At 64.7% G+C, this 17,361-nt stretch carries 20 protein-coding genes and 1 tRNA gene; 9 read left to right on the top strand and 12 right to left on the bottom strand.

Annotation, left to right across the window (positions count from 1 at the left end; all coding sequences use genetic code 11):
• Positions 1-123 precede the first annotated feature (123 nt).
• The 5 genes from KVY23_RS15020 to KVY23_RS15000 all read right to left on the bottom strand — a co-directional run bounded on the left by KVY23_RS15020 (position 124) and on the right by KVY23_RS15000 (position 2,600).
• Positions 124-903, bottom strand: coding sequence for a hypothetical protein (locus KVY23_RS15020; protein ID WP_230557274.1), 780 nt, complete (start codon positions 901-903; stop codon positions 124-126).
• A 216-nt stretch (positions 904-1,119) separates the two neighbouring features.
• Positions 1,120-1,210, bottom strand: a tRNA-Ser gene (locus KVY23_RS15015).
• Positions 1,211-1,267: 57 nt separating this feature from the next.
• Complete coding sequence (locus tag KVY23_RS15010) at positions 1,268-1,465, bottom strand: CsbD family protein (RefSeq protein ID WP_230557273.1); 198 nt, start codon at positions 1,463-1,465, stop codon at positions 1,268-1,270.
• A gap of 110 nt (positions 1,466-1,575) precedes the next feature.
• Positions 1,576-2,028, bottom strand: coding sequence for a nucleoside deaminase (locus tag KVY23_RS15005; protein ID WP_075838592.1), 453 nt, complete (start codon positions 2,026-2,028; stop codon positions 1,576-1,578).
• An 8-nt stretch (positions 2,029-2,036) separates the two neighbouring features.
• Positions 2,037-2,600 carry a tRNA adenosine deaminase-associated protein gene (locus KVY23_RS15000; RefSeq protein WP_075838591.1) on the bottom strand — a complete coding sequence of 188 codons (564 nt, stop codon included), beginning with the start codon at positions 2,598-2,600 and terminating at the stop codon, positions 2,037-2,039.
• Between the two features lie 74 nt (positions 2,601-2,674).
• On the opposite strand from KVY23_RS15000, the gene KVY23_RS14995 reads away from it, so the two are divergent.
• Entirely contained in the window at positions 2,675-3,661 is a 987-nt protein-coding gene (locus tag KVY23_RS14995; protein ID WP_206511783.1) for a prephenate dehydrogenase, read from the top strand.
• On the opposite strand, the gene KVY23_RS14990 is transcribed toward KVY23_RS14995, so the two are convergent.
• On the bottom strand, positions 3,634-4,149 hold the full coding sequence (locus KVY23_RS14990; RefSeq protein WP_139318032.1) for a putative glycolipid-binding domain-containing protein: 516 nt from the start codon (positions 4,147-4,149) through the stop codon (positions 3,634-3,636). The two genes, KVY23_RS14995 and KVY23_RS14990, sit on opposite strands and share 28 nt — an antisense overlap.
• A 190-nt stretch (positions 4,150-4,339) precedes the next feature.
• Here KVY23_RS14990 and KVY23_RS14985 point away from each other — a divergent pair, with 190 nt between their 5' ends.
• Positions 4,340-4,663, top strand: a complete 324-nt coding sequence (locus tag KVY23_RS14985) for a hypothetical protein (RefSeq protein WP_230557272.1) — start codon at positions 4,340-4,342, stop codon at positions 4,661-4,663.
• Positions 4,664-4,691: 28 nt separating this feature from the next.
• Here the strand turns inward: KVY23_RS14985 and KVY23_RS14980 are convergent, their stop codons facing one another.
• The gene (locus tag KVY23_RS14980; protein ID WP_230557271.1) at positions 4,692-6,476 is read right to left on the bottom strand and encodes an ABC transporter ATP-binding protein; all 1,785 of its coding nucleotides are present in this window, start codon (positions 6,474-6,476) and stop codon (positions 4,692-4,694) included.
• Positions 6,469-8,256: an ABC transporter ATP-binding protein gene (locus tag KVY23_RS14975; RefSeq protein WP_374108729.1), complete on the bottom strand. Its 1,788-nt coding sequence runs from the start codon at positions 8,254-8,256 to the stop codon at positions 6,469-6,471. Before KVY23_RS14975 ends, KVY23_RS14980 begins: the two co-directional genes overlap by 8 nt.
• Positions 8,257-8,473: 217 nt before the next feature.
• On the opposite strand from KVY23_RS14975, the gene KVY23_RS14970 reads away from it, so the two are divergent.
• The 5 genes from KVY23_RS14970 (at position 8,474) to KVY23_RS14950 (ending at position 11,674) form a co-directional block, all read left to right on the top strand.
• Entirely contained in the window at positions 8,474-9,637 is a 1,164-nt protein-coding gene (locus tag KVY23_RS14970) for a DNA cytosine methyltransferase (RefSeq protein ID WP_230557357.1), read from the top strand.
• Positions 9,634-10,461 (top strand): hypothetical protein, encoded by an 828-nt coding sequence (locus tag KVY23_RS14965; protein ID WP_075838588.1) that lies wholly within the window; start codon positions 9,634-9,636, stop codon positions 10,459-10,461. Before KVY23_RS14970 ends, KVY23_RS14965 begins: the two co-directional genes overlap by 4 nt.
• 10 nt (positions 10,462-10,471) lie before the next feature.
• Positions 10,472-10,876, top strand: coding sequence for a very short patch repair endonuclease (locus KVY23_RS14960; RefSeq protein ID WP_075838587.1), 405 nt, complete (start codon positions 10,472-10,474; stop codon positions 10,874-10,876).
• A 74-nt stretch (positions 10,877-10,950) separates the two neighbouring features.
• On the top strand, positions 10,951-11,175 hold the full coding sequence (locus KVY23_RS14955; protein WP_075838620.1) for a hypothetical protein: 225 nt from the start codon (positions 10,951-10,953) through the stop codon (positions 11,173-11,175).
• Between the two features lie 10 nt (positions 11,176-11,185).
• Positions 11,186-11,674: a GAF domain-containing protein gene (locus tag KVY23_RS14950; RefSeq protein ID WP_230557269.1), complete on the top strand. Its 489-nt coding sequence runs from the start codon at positions 11,186-11,188 to the stop codon at positions 11,672-11,674.
• 7 nt (positions 11,675-11,681) lie between these two features.
• On the opposite strand, the gene KVY23_RS14945 is transcribed toward KVY23_RS14950, so the two are convergent.
• Genes KVY23_RS14945 through KVY23_RS14935 form a run of 3 tightly spaced genes read right to left on the bottom strand, consistent with a single transcriptional unit; the run spans position 11,682 to position 14,787 of the window.
• Positions 11,682-13,355: a dihydroxyacetone kinase family protein gene (locus KVY23_RS14945; protein WP_230557268.1), complete on the bottom strand. Its 1,674-nt coding sequence runs from the start codon at positions 13,353-13,355 to the stop codon at positions 11,682-11,684.
• Positions 13,356-13,384: 29 nt separating this feature from the next.
• Positions 13,385-14,029, bottom strand: coding sequence for a 3-oxoacid CoA-transferase subunit B (locus KVY23_RS14940; RefSeq protein WP_230557267.1), 645 nt, complete (start codon positions 14,027-14,029; stop codon positions 13,385-13,387).
• Positions 14,026-14,787, bottom strand: a complete 762-nt coding sequence (locus tag KVY23_RS14935; RefSeq protein ID WP_230557266.1) for a CoA transferase subunit A — start codon at positions 14,785-14,787, stop codon at positions 14,026-14,028. Before KVY23_RS14935 ends, KVY23_RS14940 begins: the two co-directional genes overlap by 4 nt.
• 170 nt (positions 14,788-14,957) lie before the next feature.
• On the opposite strand from KVY23_RS14935, the gene KVY23_RS14930 reads away from it, so the two are divergent.
• Both KVY23_RS14930 and KVY23_RS14925 read left to right on the top strand, forming a co-directional pair.
• On the top strand, positions 14,958-15,713 hold the full coding sequence (locus KVY23_RS14930; RefSeq protein ID WP_230557265.1) for an IclR family transcriptional regulator: 756 nt from the start codon (positions 14,958-14,960) through the stop codon (positions 15,711-15,713).
• Positions 15,714-15,832: 119 nt separating this feature from the next.
• Positions 15,833-16,510, top strand: a complete 678-nt coding sequence (locus tag KVY23_RS14925) for a cutinase family protein (protein ID WP_230557264.1) — start codon at positions 15,833-15,835, stop codon at positions 16,508-16,510.
• Positions 16,511-16,537: 27 nt separating this feature from the next.
• On the opposite strand, the gene KVY23_RS14920 is transcribed toward KVY23_RS14925, so the two are convergent.
• The gene (locus KVY23_RS14920) at positions 16,538-17,095 is read right to left on the bottom strand and encodes a gamma carbonic anhydrase family protein (protein WP_230557263.1); all 558 of its coding nucleotides are present in this window, start codon (positions 17,093-17,095) and stop codon (positions 16,538-16,540) included.
• Positions 17,096-17,361: the final 266 nt, after the last annotated feature.

The following is a 17,361-nucleotide window of genomic DNA, read 5'->3' as shown; positions in this document are numbered from 1 at the left end:
GGCCCGCGCTCGCATCCGCGAAGTCTGGTGCGTTCACAGAGTCGTTGTCAGCCCGTCATCAGGGATTTGGTGCCGGCCGGTACCATCCAGTTGCGGCACATTCGCAGCGAATGTCATGCACTCCTACGTTTCGCGATACCCGAGCCGCTCGTAGTACTCGACGTCGCTACTCATCGCGGACATGACGTAGGCGTCCATTGCCGACCATGGCCCTAGGCGACACGGCTCTATGAGTTCGGACGTTTCCCATGCCGTCAAGTCAGGCGTGCTGACATCCACAGCGACGCCGCGCGAGCCCTCGCGAACAACGACCACCAAGTTGTCGAGAGACGGACGCCTATCTTCAGGCAACGTTTGGAGATGTTCATCGACGTAATCGAACTCGGGCACCTCTGGCGATACGAAGTCCGCCGAAATCGCCCGGAGGCGATCTGACAGCAGAATTCCGCCGAATTTGGCGCGAAATCCATCGTGCACCTGGGTGTGAAACCGACGAAAGTCCTCCGAGAGTCGGGGCCAGAACTCCGGAAATTGGCTGGTCCCGGCCGGAAGATACCCAAAGCATGCGTCGAACAGCAGAGGCGACGCGTTCCGATGAATGGCGTACACGAGAACGACACAGGTCGGGTCGTCCTGGTACGGGAGTACACGGGCGAGAAAGACATCGAGGCCACGGTCACGAAGATTGGCAACTGTTCCGGGGAATCGCCCCGGCAACGCGTCTGCCCACATCTTCAGCGCCCGCTCAACTGCTCGAGTGCCGTCGAGTTCAGCGATCGCCAGCCACGCCGGAGGTAACGAGCGACGCTCGTCATCCGTCAGGTCACCAGGATCCACGAGGTCGAGCCGCTCGAACGGATTTCGCCTGGTGACGTATTCCTCGAAGTCGCCGCGCTGCGTCACGATACTTCCCTTCCTCACTGGCCATCTTCCGGTACCACCTCCGACAAATCCAAGGTCGCCCACGACACTTACGCGGATCTTGTCGACACGGACCTAGACGCTGTACGCCACGAATGGCGCGTACTCAACCGAGAATGTGGTCACGAGAGCGCGCTATGAGCGAGGTCGACGCCCACAAAAAAACTCCCCACCCGCATGAAGCAGGTGGGGAGTTCTTGGCGGTGGCGGAGGGATTTGAACCCTCGGACGGGGGTTACCCGTCACACGCTTTCGAGGCGTGCTCCTTAGGCCGCTCGGACACGCCACCGCGAAAAACTGTACCGCAGTGGCGCCCAGACGTTAAATCGCCTGGTAAGCATCCAAATCAGTTGCCGGTCAGCTTGTCCTTGATGTTGCCGGCGGCGTCCTTGACTTTCTCGGCGCCGTCCTTGACTGCAGACGAGACCTGATCACCCTTGCCCTCGGCTTTGAGGTCCTCGTCGCCCGTTGCCGACCCGGCGGCTTCCTTCGCCTTGCCGCCCAAGTCTTCGGTCTTGTTCGAGATCTTGTCATCGAGTCCCATGGAAACCTCCCGAGAGTTCGTGTATCGGACGCAAGTGCGCCCCCGTACTCCCGAGTAGTACCCGCCTCGTTTTCGAGCAAACCTGAGAGTTTCATGAGCGATGCAGAGTTTCATGAGCGATGCGAGGCGAAGAACTCTCGCAGCACGGCGCTGCACTCGTGTTCGAGGATTCCACCGCGTACCTCGGGCCGGTGCGCCAACCGCCGATCCCGGACGACATCCCACAGCGAGCCGACGGCGCCCGTCTTGGGCTCCCAGGCACCGAAGACCACCCGGGCAATCCGCGCCGAGACCAGCGCGCCCGCGCACATCGTGCACGGCTCGAGTGTCACAGCGAGGACGCACCCTTCCAGACGCCAACCATCACCGTGCACCCGCGCTGCCGCTCGTAGGGCAAGCACCTCGGCATGAGCAGTCGGATCGCCGGTGGCCTCGCGTGCGTTCGCGGCCCGAGCCAGCTCACGGCCGTCGGAATCGAAGACGACAGCGCCGACGGGTACATCGAGTTCGGACGCCTCCTCCGCGGCCGCCAGAGCGGCGCGGACGAGCTCCTCGTCCTGCACGCGTGGCCCTAGCGGGGAAGTTTGTCGAGGACCGCCGACAACTCGTCAGGAAAGCCGAGTCGCTGAGCGATCGACCCGAGTTGCTCGTCGGGGTAGAGATCTGTCTCGGCGACGATGATGCCCATCACGGCCTCGGGCAATCCGAGGTCGGCGAGCAATGCCATATCGCCCTCCGGCCACGGCTCGATGTCGTCGAGTTCATCGGCGTCGAAATCCGGCACCTCGACGTTGAGTCGGTCGAGAACATCCGCGGCGATGTCGTACTCACCTGCAAGGCTGGCGTCGGAAAGCAGGAGACGAGTGCCCGACGGCGCTGGCCGCAGCACCACGAAGAACTCGTCGTCGACATCGAGGAGGCCGAACACCGCACCAGAACTGCGCATCTCACGCAGCTCCGTCTCGGCTGCGGACAACGACGCCAACGCCTTCGTAGGTAGCGGCGTCACCGTCCACTTGCCGTCTTCACGGACAACTGCGACACCGAAGCCCTCGAGATCGTCGAAATCGTCGAGGTCGGGGCCGTCGAAATTCTTCGCCTTGGCGGAGTTGTTGCTCCCGCGCTGTGCTGCCATGCGCGCAACGGTAGTCGCCGTACGGCCCCAAAATGAAGTCCACTGCCTTCACCAACCGAAACACCTGTGCGCGGATGCTCACGGCAGTGTGCAAACCTGATCTCGTGACTACTGCTCCGGTTTGTGTACTCGGGCTCGGGCTGATCGGCGGATCGGTACTCCGAGCAGCTGTACGTGCTGGTAGAACGGCATGGGGGTACAACCGCTCGGCCGATGCCATCGCAGGATCCGCCGAGGCCGGGTTCGACACCGGTACCGATTTGGCCGCTGCACTGATCCGCGCCGCCGATACCGACGCGCTCATCGTCATCGCAGTGCCGATGCCCGCGGTCGATTCGATTCTCGACGCCATCGGTGAGTACGCCCCCGACAATCGGATCACCGACGTCGTCAGCGTCAAGGCAGAAGTGGCCGATGCGGTCGCCCGGCACGGTCTGTCGCCGCGGTACGTCGGGGGCCATCCGATGGCCGGCACGAACTTCTCCGGGTGGTCCGCCGCCGATCCTGACCTGTTCGTCGGCGCCGTCTGGGTGGTGGGCGCCGACGACGACGCCGACCCCGACGTGTGGCGTTCGGTGGCCTCACTCGCGCTCGATTGCGGATCGGTGGTGGTACCCGTCGAGAGCCGCGAACACGACAGAGCCGTGGCGCGCATCTCGCATCTACCGCACCTGCTGGCCGAAACGCTCGCGATCGTGGGCGCGTCGGGCAGCCCGCTCGCGCTGGGTCTCGCCGCCGGCTCGTTCCGGGACGGAACGCGGGTCGCGTCCTCCTCGCCCGATCTGGTGCGCGCAATGTGTGAGGGCAACGCCGAGGCGCTCACCGAGGCGCTCGACGATGCGCTGCTGCTGCTGCGCAGAGCCCGCGAGGAACTGGCCGACGAAACGTCGACGCGGACGCTGGTGACGGAGGGCCACCGGGCGCGCACCCGATACGAGGAGCACGAGCGCTTCGACATCACCGATGTGACGCCGGGTGATCCCGGCTGGCTCGCGGACCTACGTGCCGCCGGAAGAAGAGGCGGGGTAATCCGTCAGATTCGCGTGGCGAGCCCCGGGTAGTCGAGCACGAACCCTTCGGAATCCACCGTCACCGAGGAGCTGGACACCGGGGAGAGCACGTGAATGCCGTCGGGTCCGCTGCTGTAGGTCAGCGAGGATTCTTGGATGCTCAGGTCCAGCAGGTTGACGTACACGACGGGGACCTGGGTGTCGATCGAGTCGGTGTGCAATCCCAAGCGCCGGATGGGCAGGGTGTTGAAGAACGGACTGAGCACCACATCGACATCGAGCGCGCCGTTGTAGGTGGCCCGTTGGTGGTTGGACGAGTTCTCGATCATCCAGTAGCCCTCTTCGTCGCGGCTCACCGAGGCTTGCTTCTCTCCTGCTGCCATCGACGTGCGCATCGAGAGCCGACGTGTGATGCCGTTCTCGTCGGTCACGAGGTCGTAGGACGCACTGAACGCCGGGTGCTCCGCACACGCCGCACCGATGATCCGACCGGCCGCTTTGATGCGGTTGCCGTTGAGCTGGACACGGACCGATTCCATTCGGGGGGCCTCGTGCGCGCGCCAGGTCAGCACCGCTGGCCACGCGCGTACGGCCTGCGTCGACGCTGTTGGGTCAGTCGCGGGTGCGTTTTCTACGCCCGATATTGGAGTGGTCACCTGACTACGGTAAGCGACAGACGGGTACTCAGATCAAGCGGTGGTGACTTTAGTCCCACTACTGTGGGGTCCCGTGACAGCAGGTGGCTTCGACTTCGCGCACTCCGAGCAGGCGGCCAAGAGTCGACAGGACAAGGCGACGGCCCTTGCGCGCTACATCTGGGACCGCGGGATAGACGGCGGCGAACTCCTCGGGCTGTCCGACGCCGCCCGCCGCAAACTGGCGCGCGCCGCTGACATCCACCCGCCCAGCACCATGGAGACCTGGACGATCACCGCCGAACTGCTCGACACTAAGAATGCGTGGGCTGCGGCGAACCCCGATCACCCGTCTGCCACGCCGCAGCACACCGACGAGAAGATCATGTGGGTGAAGCCGCCGATCAAGCCCTGGTGATGCGGCTCCGCCGCCCGTGCGTGCATAGTTACCTTCCGCGGTCACTACGCGCGCACGGGCGGAGGGTGTCCTCGGCAATCACCCCGTCGTCCATCACGAGCACTCGGTCGGCGATCGCGATGGTGGAGAGTCGGTGCGCGATGATCACCGCGGTCCGGCCCTCCAGAATCGTCTCCAAGGCTTGCTGGACCAGTCGTTCGCCGGGGATGTCCAGGCTCGAGGTCGCCTCGTCCAGCACGATCACCGCGGGCGCGGCGAGGAACACCCGCGCGAACGCGACGAGCTGGCGTTGCCCCGAAGACAGCCGTCCACCGCGTTTGCGCACGTCGGTATCTATCCCGTCGGGCAGGGTCGCGATAAACTCCGTCATTCCGACGGCATCGGCTGCGGCCATGATCTCGGCGTCCGTCGCCGACGGCTTGCCGAGCCGAATGTTGTCGGCGATGGACCCGGAGAACAGAAACGCCTCCTGCGTGACCATGACGATGTGCTCGCGCATGTTCTCGTCACCGAGCTCGCGCAAGTCGACGTCGTCGAGCCGGACAGTCCCCTCCGTCGGGTCGTAGAACCGAGCGAGAAGCTTCGCCAGCGTCGACTTGCCCGCACCGGTTGCACCCACCATTGCCACCACCTGCCCCGCCGGGATGTGCAGCGAGAATTTCGGGAGTACGACGCGATCCTCGTCGTAGGCGAAACGCACGTTCTCGAAGTCGATGTCACCGCGGGCGCTGCGCAGCACGACCGGCTCGTCGGGCGCTCGGACCGACGGCTCCTCCTCGAGTACCCCGGAGATCTTCTCGAGCGCAGCGGCAGCCGACTGGTAGGCGTTGAACACCTGCGCGAGTTCATCCAGCGGGCCGTAGAACCGTCGCAGGTACAGCACGTACGCCGCGAGGACGCCGATCTCCATGTGGCCGTTGATGACCCGATAGCTACCGAACACCAGGATGATCGCAAGTGTGAGGTTGCCGATCCACCGAACGATGCCGGTGTAGCTCGCCATTCCGCGCAGGGCGGCGGTGGTCGCGTCGCGATACTCGGTGTCGTCGACCGCGAGGATGGCGTCGTTTCGCTTCTCACGCCGGAAGACCTGAACAGCGCGGATGCCGCCCATCGATTCGACGAAGTGCACCACCACCTTGGCGATCGCCACGCGGGTTCGGCGGTAGCCGGTACGTTGCCGACGTTGCGACCATCGCGTCACCAGCACCAGGGGCACGAATCCCGCGAGCACAACGAGCGCAAGTGGAGCATCGAGGTACACCAGGATCACGGCGATGGAGACGATCGACAGAATCGCCGTCAACGCGTCGTTCAACGCGCTCTCGAGAAGCGTCTGCAGCGATTCGACATCGCTGGTCAACCTCGAGATCAGGCGACCCGAGGTGTACTTCTCATGGAACGACAAGCTCAACCGCTGCGCGTGTTCGAAAACTCGCTTGCGCAGGTCGAACAGGATCGCCTGACTGAGGCGGCCCGAGACCATCAGGAACGTGTACGTCGTGATTGCGCCGAGCAGCCCGAAAGCGATGTAGCCGAACACTGCCCACGCCAGCGGCGACCAGTTTCCGTCGATTGCCGCGGTCACACCGTGGTCGACGGCGTAGGCAATGAACAGCGGCCCGGCGACGTACGCGATGTTATCGACGAGGATGATCGCCAACGCGAGCAACGCCTGCTTTCGATGCGGGCGAACCAGTGAGGCAAGAAGTCGACGCGAGCGGCCGGCGAGCACGAGATTGCCGATTCGGTCGACGTTCGACTCCTCGTTCCCGGTTCCGCGCCAGTCGGTTTCGGTACTCTGCTCAGTCATCGATCGACCCCATCACGTAGCGGTACTTCGACGAGGTCGCCAGCAGGCGTTCGTGCGGGCCCTGTTCCACGATCGTTCCGTTCTCGAGATGAAGCACTCTGTCTGCCAGTGCCGCGGTGGACGGCCGATGCGCGACCAACAGAGTTGTCGAGTGCGTCAGAACTCGCCGCAGATTGTCGTGAACGACGGCCTCGGTGTGCACATCGAGCGCCGAGAGCGGGTCGTCGAGCACCAGGATGCGCGGCTTGCCCAGCACGGCACGCGCGAGAGCGAGTCGCTGACGCTGCCCACCGGACAAGCTCATGCCCTGCTCACCGATCCGTGTGCTCAGTCCCCATGGCAGACGTTCGACGAACTCGCGGGCACAGGCGATATCGAGCGCTTGATCGATATCGGCGTCGGACGCACCCGGACGACCGAGCGCGATGTTCTCGCGGACACTTGCCGAGAACAGCACCGGATCCTCGAACGCCACCGACACCGTCGACCGCAGATCCGACAGAGCCACCGTTGCGATGTCGATTCCGTCGATCGTGATCGAACCGGATGTGACGTCGTAGAGCCTCGGCACCAGATTGGTCACCGCGGTCTTTCCACTACCGGTCACCCCGACCAGCGCGACGATCTCGCCTGGATCGACGCGGAAGTCGACGCCCCTCAGCAGTGGCGAGGCGTCGGGAAACGCGAATCCGACGTCGTGGAACTCGAGCACACCCCGCGGGTTTCGCGGGACCGGCACCGGCCGAACGGGATCGGTGATCGTTTCCGGGGTGTCCATGATCTCCCAGTAGCGATCGGCCGCCGTCCGCGCATTGTTCAGCTCCGCCAGTAGGAAGCCGAAAGATTCGATGGGCCAGAGCAGGAACGCGACGATGGCCATTGCCGCGACGAGCATGCCGACCGTCATGGTGCCCTCGACGATGGCGTACGCGCCGTAGGCCAGCATGGCGCCGATCCCGACGGGCGGTATCCCGACGATGAGCGTCCACAGGATCGCCAGGTAGCGGACCTTCTTCATTTCCGTCCCGCGCAGGGTCGCGGCTTCGCGGATGAATCTGTGGCCCAGATGTGCGCTACGCCCGAACGCCTTCAGCACACGTATGCCCTGGACCGATTCCTCGACGGTGGTGGTGACATCGCCGGCCTGATCCTGCGCGTCACGGGCCACGACGCGGTAGAGCGCTTCGAAGCGGGCGCAGACGATCACCAGCGGCACGGCCGTCACCGCCAGGATCGTGCCGAGCTGCCACGACTGAACGAACAGCACGCCGAGTCCGACCACCAATGTGACGGCGTTGACGAGAAGGAACGGGCCGATGAAGGCGACAAATCTCCGCAACGACGAGAGATCTGCGATGGCGCGGGAGAGCAGCTGACCGGATTCCCAGCCCTCGTGCGCCGAGACCGAAAGCCGTTGCAGCTGGTCGAAGACTGCGGCGCGGGCCGAGATCTCGAACTGGCTCGACGGCCCTGCCACGAGGTGGCGGCGAGCCCAGATTCCGAGCGCATCGACGGCGCCCAGGAACAACACCAGTGCGGCGGGCCACCACACGCCGGCGAAGTTGCTCGCGGCGATGGGGCCGTCGATCACCTGCTGCATCACCAGCGGGATGGCCAGACCGGTGAGCGTGGCGATCAAGGCGAGAACGATCGACGCGGTGAACTGCCACCGGTAGGGCGCGATGAAGGGGAGGAATCGGGCCAACGAACTCGGCGGGGTGGTCTGCGGGTTCGGCTCCTCGCGAGTGGTCTTGCGAAATTCGAGCACACCCGTCGACACGAGATTCTCCTTCACTGCTGGCGAGTGAATGGTTTCACTCCTCAGCTCTTGCGCCAACCGATTTTCTCTCTGACGAATTCCATGATGAAACCTCGAGCATTGTTCAGGTCAAGCGTGTCGATCGGCTCGGTGAGCGAACCTGTCGGAGTTCTCGAGTAACGTTCTGCCCGAGAGTGAAGAGTTCTTGGAAAGAAGGGTGTCCGTGGGTTCGCGATCGATGGTCGGGCTGTTCGCCGGAATCGGCGGGCTCGAGTTGGGGCTCGCGGAGCAGGGTTGGTCGACGGAACTGCTGTGCGAGATCGACCCGGGTGCCGGTGCGGTGCTCGGTGCCCGCTTCCCTGATGTGCCGTTGCACACCGATGTCACGAAGCTGCGCGCCTTGCCGTCGGGAACCGAGCTCGTCGCGGCCGGTTTTCCGTGCCAAGACCTCTCGCAGGCCGGGCGAACTGCAGGCATCACCGGTACCAGGTCGGGCTTGGTAGACGAGGTGTTCCGTCTGGTCAAACGCCGCAACGGACCGCGTTGGCTGCTGATCGAAAATGTGCCGTTCATGCTGCAGCTCGGTCGCGGCGCGGCCATGCGGCACATCACCGACGCGCTGTCCGATCTCGGCTACATGTGGGCCTACCGCGTCGTCGATGCTCGGTCTTTCGGGCTGCCGCAGCGCCGTCAACGGGTCATCATGTTGGCTTCCCGGACCGAGGATCCACGGGAGGTGCTGTTCTCTCAGGATGAGGGCCCGGTGCCCGACGGCGACCCGTCCGAGCAGCCGTGTGGCTTCTACTGGACCGAGGGCACTCGCGGACTCGGCTGGGCCGTCAATGCAGTACCGACACTCAAGGGCGGGTCGTCGATCGGCATTGCCAGTCCCCCGGCTGTGCGGTTGCCCTCCGGTGAGATCGTCACCCCGGGCATTGTCGGCGCGGAGCGGCTGCAGGGTTTCGATCCGGATTGGACGGCGCCCGCGCTGGCGCTGCCCGGCGTCCGGGCCGGACATCGGTGGAAACTCGTCGGCAATGCCGTGAGCGTGCGGATGGCGTCCTGGGTGGCCTCGCAGATCGAGCGCCCACAGCACTACGACGCACACGAGGACGAGGAGATTCTGCCGGGGCAAGCGTGGCCGACCGCCGCGTGGGGCGCGCGCGGCTCGGTGTTTCGGGTCCAACGCTCGACGTGGCCGGTGCACGAGCCGTACGAGAACCTGAGCGATTTCCTCGACGACTCGCGGTTGCTGTCCGCGCGCGCGACCGCCGGCTTCCTCAAGCGGGCCCGGACGGGCAACCTGCGTTTCGTGCCGGGATTCCTCGACGACATCGAGACGCATCTGGACCGCATGGGCGGGCACCCCAGCAGGAGTTCTGGAACAGCACCGGCCGCATGACCGAGCATCTGTTTCCCGACCCGCCTGCGCTCGCGCGTCCGCTGGCGCTGGCCGGCGACAAACCTGCGCCCGACGCCGATCGCAGCGACAAGAAGAATTATGCGCAGCGACTGTCGAATCATCTGGCGCAAACTGTCGCCGACGCGCTGCGGCCGCACTACCCGAACATCACTCCCGACGCGACGGGCGCCGGGCAGGAAGCGCAGGTCGACGTCGCGAAGGGGCGCAAACGTCTCGATGTCAAAGCGCTCGACCCAACGCTGGGTCTGATTCTGTGCGTGTCGATCAAGACCTACAGTTTCCGGGATTTCAGTCCTCGGTCCGGCAAGTTCGGTCGCTGGACCAAGAACATCGTCCGCAATGATCATGAGCTGCGCGGTGAAGCGATGGTGCTGCACCAGCGTCAGCCGTACAGCGTGCTGGTGGCTGTCCTGTTCACCCCGTTCGCCACCTGCGAGGACGGGGATGCCGCAAAGGCGAGCGATATCGGTAAGTCGTCGTTCGCACATCACGTCACGACTCTGTCGAAACGGTCCGGACGCGGTAAGCGGGCGGTGCTCGGCGGGAGCGGCAGGATGTGGGTGGACCTCGGCGCCGAGGACACCCGCTACGACCTGTTCGAGAAAGTGTTCATCGGGTTGTACGACACCGATGGTGTGGTGCGCTTCTTCGACGTCGACGAGTCGCCTCCCCGCAACGGCCGTCCGTCGGTTTCGCAGACGTTGTCGTTCGAGGAGTTCGTTGCCGTTGTCCACGGTGAGGTCACCCGTCGCAACAAGTTCGCTCCCACCTGGTCCGAGCCCGAGGACAGCGAGGACGGGTAGCTTCGCTGTTATGTCCAGGCCGCTTACTGATGCTGCCACCAGCGCGCGGCTGAGCAAGCAGCGCAGGCGCGATACCAAGCCGGAGGTGGCGCTGCGACGTGAGCTGCACCGCCGCGGCCTGCGATATTTCGTCGATCGGGCCCCGCTGAAGGGCATGCGGCGGCGGGCGGACGTGGTGTTCCCGCGGCGCAAGGTCGCCGTCTACGTCGACGGGTGTTTCTGGCACAGCTGCCCGATTCACGCTACGCAGCCGCGCAACAACGCACAGTGGTGGGCGGACAAGCTGTCGGCCAACGTGGCACGAGACCGCAACACCGACGAACGCCTCGAAGCCGAGGGCTGGACGGTGGTGCGTGTGTGGGAACACGAGCCCGCCGCCGATGCAGCAGAAAAAGTTGCGCAGGCGCTGGGTTGAAGCGAACGACACATCCGAATCAGTCAGTGCGGTTCGGATCCGAGAACCACTGGTCACCGAGTAGTTTGCTGGGTATGTCGGGAAAAGATCGAACAGTGGGCTTTCTGAAGACGAACTGGGTACCGATTCTGCTGGTGCTCCTCGCGGCGGTGTTCATCGCGCAGAACAGGTACAGCACGACGATCGAGATGTTCTGGTTGACGGTCACATCACCACTGTGGCTGATTCTGCTGGTGCTGTTCGCGGTCGGTTTTGCGGCCGGGCGGCTCAGTGGCCGAAGGAAAGCAGCAAAGAAATAGACTCGGCCACATGTCGTTCTCTGCCGCTGCTCTCGAAGGCACCAAGACCGAGCAGTACACGCAGCTGACCCAGCAGGCGAGCGCGCTCGTCGCCGGTGAGTCGGATCGAATCGCCAACGCCGCGAACATCTCCGCCCTGGTCTACCACGCTCTTGCCGAGGTCAACTGGGTTGGTTTCTACTTTTTCGACGGCACCGAGTTGGTGGTCGGACCGTTCCAGGGTCGGCCGGCGTGTGTGCGTATCGCGTTGGACAAGGGTGTGTGCGGCGCCGCTGCGAAAACAGGTGAAACGCAGCGAGTGCCCGATGTGCACACTTTTGCCGGGCACATCGCGTGCGACGCGGCCACCCGCTCGGAGCTGGTGGTTCCGCTCTACGACGGGCAAAGATTGATCGGGGTGTTCGACCTCGACAGCCCCGCCGTCGATCGGTTCGACGCGGACGATCAGTCCGGGCTCGAAGCTGTAGCCCGCGTCTTCGTGGATTCGGTTCGCGCGTAGCGCGGGGTCAGTGCGCGTCTGAGGCGGCCTCGAAGAACCAGGCGATCACCAGCGCACCCGGATCGACGACGCCTTTTGCCGCGTCGCCGACGTAGGACGCGCGTCCTCTATTGGCGGTGAGATGCTCGGTCGAGCGGACACCCTCGTGCGCGGCGGCCGCGGCGGCCCGCAGACCCTCGCCGAGATCGGTTGCACCTTCGAGTGCCTCAACGGCCGGGGCGATGGCGTCGACCATGGTCTTGTCGCCGGTGCGCGCCCCGCCGAGTTCGGTGATCTTGTCCAGGCCGCCGCGGGCAGCAGCGGTGATGTTCGCGAGGTCGACCGTGGTGAGCGAGTTGTAGAACTGCCGGAACCATATCCCGAACAGAGCTCCCGAGGTGCCGCCTGCGTTCCCCAAGTACGAATCGGACACGGCTTCGAAGATTGTCCGCGCAGAGTAGCTGTCACGGATCGCGGCCAAGTCGACCTGCCCCAGCGCGGCAACCATATTGGTACCGAAGTCACCGTCACCGGCACGCCGGTCCAGATCGGTCAGCGATGGCTCTTCTGCCAGCACCCGCTCGACCCAGCTCGCCATCCATGCGGAGATGAACTCGTCTCGGACACTGTCGGTTTCGGTCGGGGAGAAACTGGGGCCGAAGCCGCCCCGTTCCGGGAGGATCGAATCATTGCCGGCACTGACATTCGGCCATGCCGGCGCGTCGGTCGGGGCGTCGGTCGGGGCGTCGAAAAGTTCGAGGATCTCGTCGTCCACGCGAACGAGCGTGATCGACGCACCGCCCATGTTCAGCGCTGTGACGAGACTACCCACCAGCGGCCTGGCGATCAGAATTCCTTTGTCGGACAGAAACTCTGCCAGTTCGCCGTAGAGAAGCTGCAGCTCCATCGGGTGCGTGGCACCGAGTCCGTTGACGAAAGCAATGACGGATTCGCCCCGTTTCAGTCCGAGCGAATCGATCACCGGCTGAGTCAGCGCTGCGACGAGGTCCTGCGCAGGCATCGCCGGCACCCGCTCGGTTCCGCGCTCCCCGTGAATACCGATGCCGAGTTCGATCTCACCCTCTGGGAGGTCGAACGACGGCTCGCTCGCACCGGGCAGCGTGCACGGACTGACTGCCACAGCCATACTCCGCGAATTCTCCGCCACTCTTCGACCCACCGAGGCAACCGCACCGAGCGTGTCACCGCGTTCGGCTGCAGCACCACAGATCTTTTCGACGATGACGGTCGCTGCTGTTCCGCGCCGACCGGGTCCGTCGCCATCGGCTCGCTCGGATGCGACATCGTCGTCTACGAGGACATGATCGGATTCGATGCCGTACTCGTGCAACAGCTCTCGCGCGATGGAGAAGTTCATGACATCGCCGGTGTAGTTCTTGACGATGTGCAACACACCGCCGCCGACGCTGACGGCCCTGGAAGCCTCGTGCACCTGTAGCGCGTTCGGCGAGGTGAACACCAGTCCCGGGCAGACACCGGTGAGCATTCCTGCACCGATGAATCCGGCATGCATCGGCTCGTGACCCGACCCGCCGCCCGAGAGCAGAGCCACTCGCCCCGACTTCAGTGGCTCCTTTCGCGTCAGGAAACCGGGATCGGCGTGCCAGGCGATGTCCGCGGTGGATGCGACGAGACCGCGGAGTGCGTCCGCGACGAATGTGGTGGCGGAGTTGACGAACATCTCTCCACCCTAACCAGAGTGCGCTCGATTCAGGCGAGTGGAACTGAAGTCGCGGCCGCTACTTGCTCGCGAGTGACGCCGGGTGCGAGTTCGACCAGCGCCAGAGTTCCGTCGCCCACCACATCGATGACCGCCAGGTTCGTGATGATTCGGTTCACGACGCCTTGGCCGGTCAACGGCAGTGTGCAGGCGTCGAGGATTTTCGGATTGCCCTCGCGGTCGGTGTGTTCCATGACGACGATGACTCGGCGGGCGCCGTGCACGAGATCCATTGCGCCGCCCATGCCCTTGACCATCTTGCCCGGCACCATCCAGTTGGCCAGATCGCCGGTGCGCGAGACCTGCATGCCGCCGAGCACAGCTGTGTCGATGTGTCCGCCGCGGATCATCCCGAACGAGAGCGAGGAATCGAAGTACGACGCCCCGGATTCAACGGTGACGGTTTCCTTGCCCGCGTTGATGAGGTTGGCGTCGATGGTCGCCTCTGTCGGGTACGGCCCGGTGCCGAGAATGCCGTTCTCGGAGTGGAGAACCACTCGCACCTCAGCTGTCAGGTATCCGGGAATCATTGTGGGCAAGCCGATTCCGAGGTTGACGTACTCGCCGTCGATCATCTCGGCGGCGGCCCGCTCGGCCATGTTCTCGCGGGTCCACCCTGCTACTGCCGTGCTCATGCTCGTCCTCCTGCATTGACGGTGCGCTTTTCGATTCGCGTGTTCTGCGGTCCGGTGCACACGATCCGCTGCACGAAAACCCCTGGCAAATGCACTGCTCCCGGATCGATCTCACCGGGTTCGACGAGCCGCTCCACCTGCGCGAGAGTCACTTTCCCTGCCATCGCTGCCAACGGATTGAAGTTCATTGCGGTCTTGTCGAACACCAGGTTGCCTTCGGTATCGCCGAGCTCGGCGTGCACCAGCGCGAAGTCCGCATTGATCGCCTCCTCCAACACGTACCGCCGAGCTCCGAAGACCCGGGTTTCTTTCGGCGGCGACGCGATGGCAACGGTTCCGTCTGGGTTGTAGCGCCAAGGCATACCACCGTCGGCGATGGGGCTGCCGACACCCGCGGGCGTGAAGAACGCCGGGATGCCGGTACCTCCGGCGCGCAGACGCTCGGCGAGAGTGCCCTGCGGGGTCAGTTCGACCTCGAGTTCACCTGCCAGGTACCGCCGGGCGAATTCCTTGTTCTCCCCCACGTACGAGGCCGTGACCCGTCGAATGCGACCGATCGAGAGCAGAATCCCAAGTCCGTGGTCGTCGACGCCGCAGTTGTTGGAAAACACCTCCAGATCGGTGGCCTCCGTGTCCGCGATGGCCTCGATCAAGGCGTCGGGAATCCCGCAGAGGCCGAAACCGCCGACTGCGATCGTGGCACCGTCGCCGATGTCGGCGACGGCCGACGCCGTCGAATCGAACACTTTCCCTGGCACGATGTTCTCCTCACGTGTTCATTCAGCAGACGCTATGCACTGTGGGCACCAGTAGACGTTGAGGTGCCGCGATCCGATAGGTCGGTGCGTAAAACCGCCTGATTTTGCTCGGCCTGCGAACACCAGCGGTGCAAATGTTCACTGAGCGAACGCGTGGGTACCGTTGCGTCATGACTCCGAACGTCGTCGCCCGCGCGACCGCCCTCCTGCGGGCCGTCGGTGCGGCGGAACCGTCGGGCGCGTCGACAACCGAGCTGGCTCGGGCCGCGGATCTGGCCCGGCCGACCGCCCACCGCCTGCTCACCTCCCTCGCGGACGAGGGCTTCCTGGACCGGGATTCGGCAACCGGGGCCTGGACCCTGGGGCCGGAGATGTATCTGCTCGGCTCCGCTGCCGCCAGCCGCTACGACATCACCAGGCATGCGAGAAGGACCGTGCACGCGCTGGCCGCGGCAAGTGGCGAGAGCGCATTCCTCTCGACTCGTCGGGGCGACGAGACCGTCTGCCTGGTGCGTGAGGACGGCAGCTTCCCGCTGCGCTCACACGTGCTGTATGAGGGCATCCGCCTACCGCTCGGGGTCGCCTCTGCCGGGTTGGCAATTCTCGCTCACCTACCGGACCGCGAGATCGACGACTATCTTTCCCGGACGGACCTACGACCCGACTGGGGCACTGCGCATGCACCCGACGCCGTGCGTGAGCGCATCGCGGCGACTCGCCAGACCGGGTACGCCGTTAACCCGGCACTGCTCGTGGAAGGCAGCTGGGGAATCGGCGCGGCGGTGTTCGATCGAACCGGCGCGCCTGCCTGGGCGCTCAGCCTCACCGGCGTCGAAACCCGCTTCCGTTCGGACCGTCACCTCGAACTCGGGACGCTCCTGCTCGAGCACGCACACGCACTGACCCGCATATTGCAGCCGCGCTGAATGATTGGGAGATCTCACCACCGCGGCGCGACTGTCGAAGAAAAATGCACAATTGTCGCGCCCTCTCGCCCGCCCTATGGTGAATGAGCCAATCGTCGACGCCCGTGAAGGAATCATCTATGCCGCGCATTCTCGAGTCCTTCCGCCGGTCCACCTCGGCGGGAGTTCTCGCGCTCGCGACTGTCGGCTCGGCATTGACGTTCACCGCTCCCGCGTCGGCTCAGCCCGCGCTCGACTGCCCAGACGTTCAGCTCGTGTTCGCACGCGGCTCCGGTGAGCTACCCGGACTCGGAATCGTCGGGGACCCGTTCTCCACCGCACTCACCGCTGCACTGCCAGGCCAGTCGGTCGAGACCTATGCGGTGCAATACGGCGCCGATTGGAATCAGAGGACCGCGCCGGACGGCGCTGCGGATATCACGCGGACGGTCACCGACATCGCCGCGCGATGCTCGGACACGACCTTCGTCCTCGGTGGGTACTCACAGGGCGCGTCGGCGACGGCCATCGCGCTCGACGTGCCGACGAACTTCGGCGTTGCCGATACCATCCCGGAAGAGTTGGCGCCGCGCGTGGCAGCCGTGGTCACCTTCGGCGACCCGCTCGGGCTACGCGAGGAGACCATCGAGGGTCAGAGCATCCTGTACGGCGATCGCGCTGTCACGTTCTGCAATATGGGCGACCCGGTCTGCGACGCCGGAGTGAACGTGCTGGCACACCTCGCCTACCCGTTCAACAACACCGTTCCCGACGCCGCCACCTTCGCGGCGGCGAAGGTGAGGGCCGTTACCGATTGATTCTCAGCTGCGCTGACGGTCGTTCTGTCAGGCCGGCCGGGCGGACCGGTGCTGTTTGGCAAGTTCGACGTAGACCGCGGCGTTGAGCCCGTTGCGGTTCACTTCGTCCTCGCTCAGTTCACGACGGATCTTCGCGGGCACACCAGCCACCAGCGAACGCGGCGGAACCTGCATACCCTCTGTGACAAGCGCGCCGGCCGCGACGAGACACCCTTCTCCGACAACGGCCCCATTCATCACGACCGCGCCCATCCCGACGAGGCTGCCCGCGCCGATGGTGCATCCGTGCAGCACAGCATTGTGCCCGACACTGACGTCAGCGCCGACCGTGAGGGGAAAGCCCGGATCGACGTGCGCGACAACGCCGTCCTGCAGGTTGCTTCCCGCGCCGACCGTGATGTCCTCGAACTCCGCGCGCAGCACTGCGCCATACCAGATGCTGGCCGAAGCAGCGATGTTCACGCGGCCCACCAGCGTCGCCGTCGGGGCGATCCATGCCTCCGAATCGACCGACGGACTACCCCCCTCGAGTGCCCAGAACTGTCCAGTAGTGGTCTCATCGTTCGACGTTCCATCGTTCGACACTGTCGTCCTCCTCGGTGCTGCGGGTTGAATCACGACACTACGGGAGGCCACATTCAGGGTCGCTCGCACGTCGTCATCGTCGAATTCCAAATCCGCGCAGCGCAACTGGTATTGCTTGACCGGGACAAGACTTGGAGCTAGTATCGAACATACGTGCCCCTCCTTACCTTTGTGTGGGTAGCTTGACCTCGATTCCGCCGAGGTTGAGATAGATCATTGCTTTCAGCGATGCGGCAGAATGGTGGCCGTAGCCTCGGGCGTTGATC

The organism is Rhodococcus sp. I2R, from assembly GCF_020889545.1.
Taxonomy (GTDB): domain Bacteria; phylum Actinomycetota; class Actinomycetes; order Mycobacteriales; family Mycobacteriaceae; genus Rhodococcoides.
The sequence above is the reverse complement of the archived record's forward strand: the minus strand, read 5'-3'. Positions and strand labels throughout refer to the sequence as shown.

Excerpts from the sequence above, each read along its gene's own strand:
- KVY23_RS14945 (WP_230557268.1), bottom strand. The coding sequence starts at position 13,355 with ATGTTCGTCAACTCCGCCACCACATTCGTCGCGGACGCACTCCGCGGT.
- KVY23_RS14930 (WP_230557265.1), top strand. The coding sequence starts at position 14,958 with ATGACTCCGAACGTCGTCGCCCGCGCGACCGCCCTCCTGCGGGCCGTC.
- KVY23_RS14980 (WP_230557271.1), bottom strand. The coding sequence starts at position 6,476 with ATGACTGAGCAGAGTACCGAAACCGACTGGCGCGGAACCGGGAACGAG.
- KVY23_RS15010 (WP_230557273.1), bottom strand. The coding sequence starts at position 1,465 with ATGGGACTCGATGACAAGATCTCGAACAAGACCGAAGACTTGGGCGGC.
- KVY23_RS14940 (WP_230557267.1), bottom strand. The coding sequence starts at position 14,029 with ATGAGCACGGCAGTAGCAGGGTGGACCCGCGAGAACATGGCCGAGCGG.
- KVY23_RS14925 (WP_230557264.1), top strand. The coding sequence starts at position 15,833 with ATGCCGCGCATTCTCGAGTCCTTCCGCCGGTCCACCTCGGCGGGAGTT.
- KVY23_RS14950 (WP_230557269.1), top strand. The coding sequence starts at position 11,186 with ATGTCGTTCTCTGCCGCTGCTCTCGAAGGCACCAAGACCGAGCAGTAC.
- KVY23_RS15000 (WP_075838591.1), bottom strand. The coding sequence starts at position 2,600 with ATGGCAGCACAGCGCGGGAGCAACAACTCCGCCAAGGCGAAGAATTTC.
- KVY23_RS14960 (WP_075838587.1), top strand. The coding sequence starts at position 10,472 with ATGTCCAGGCCGCTTACTGATGCTGCCACCAGCGCGCGGCTGAGCAAG.
- KVY23_RS14955 (WP_075838620.1), top strand. The coding sequence starts at position 10,951 with ATGTCGGGAAAAGATCGAACAGTGGGCTTTCTGAAGACGAACTGGGTA.
- KVY23_RS14970 (WP_230557357.1), top strand. The coding sequence starts at position 8,474 with ATGGTCGGGCTGTTCGCCGGAATCGGCGGGCTCGAGTTGGGGCTCGCG.
- KVY23_RS14965 (WP_075838588.1), top strand. The coding sequence starts at position 9,634 with ATGACCGAGCATCTGTTTCCCGACCCGCCTGCGCTCGCGCGTCCGCTG.
- KVY23_RS14990 (WP_139318032.1), bottom strand. The coding sequence starts at position 4,149 with ATGGAATCGGTCCGTGTCCAGCTCAACGGCAACCGCATCAAAGCGGCC.
- KVY23_RS14995 (WP_206511783.1), top strand. The coding sequence starts at position 2,675 with ATGCTCACGGCAGTGTGCAAACCTGATCTCGTGACTACTGCTCCGGTT.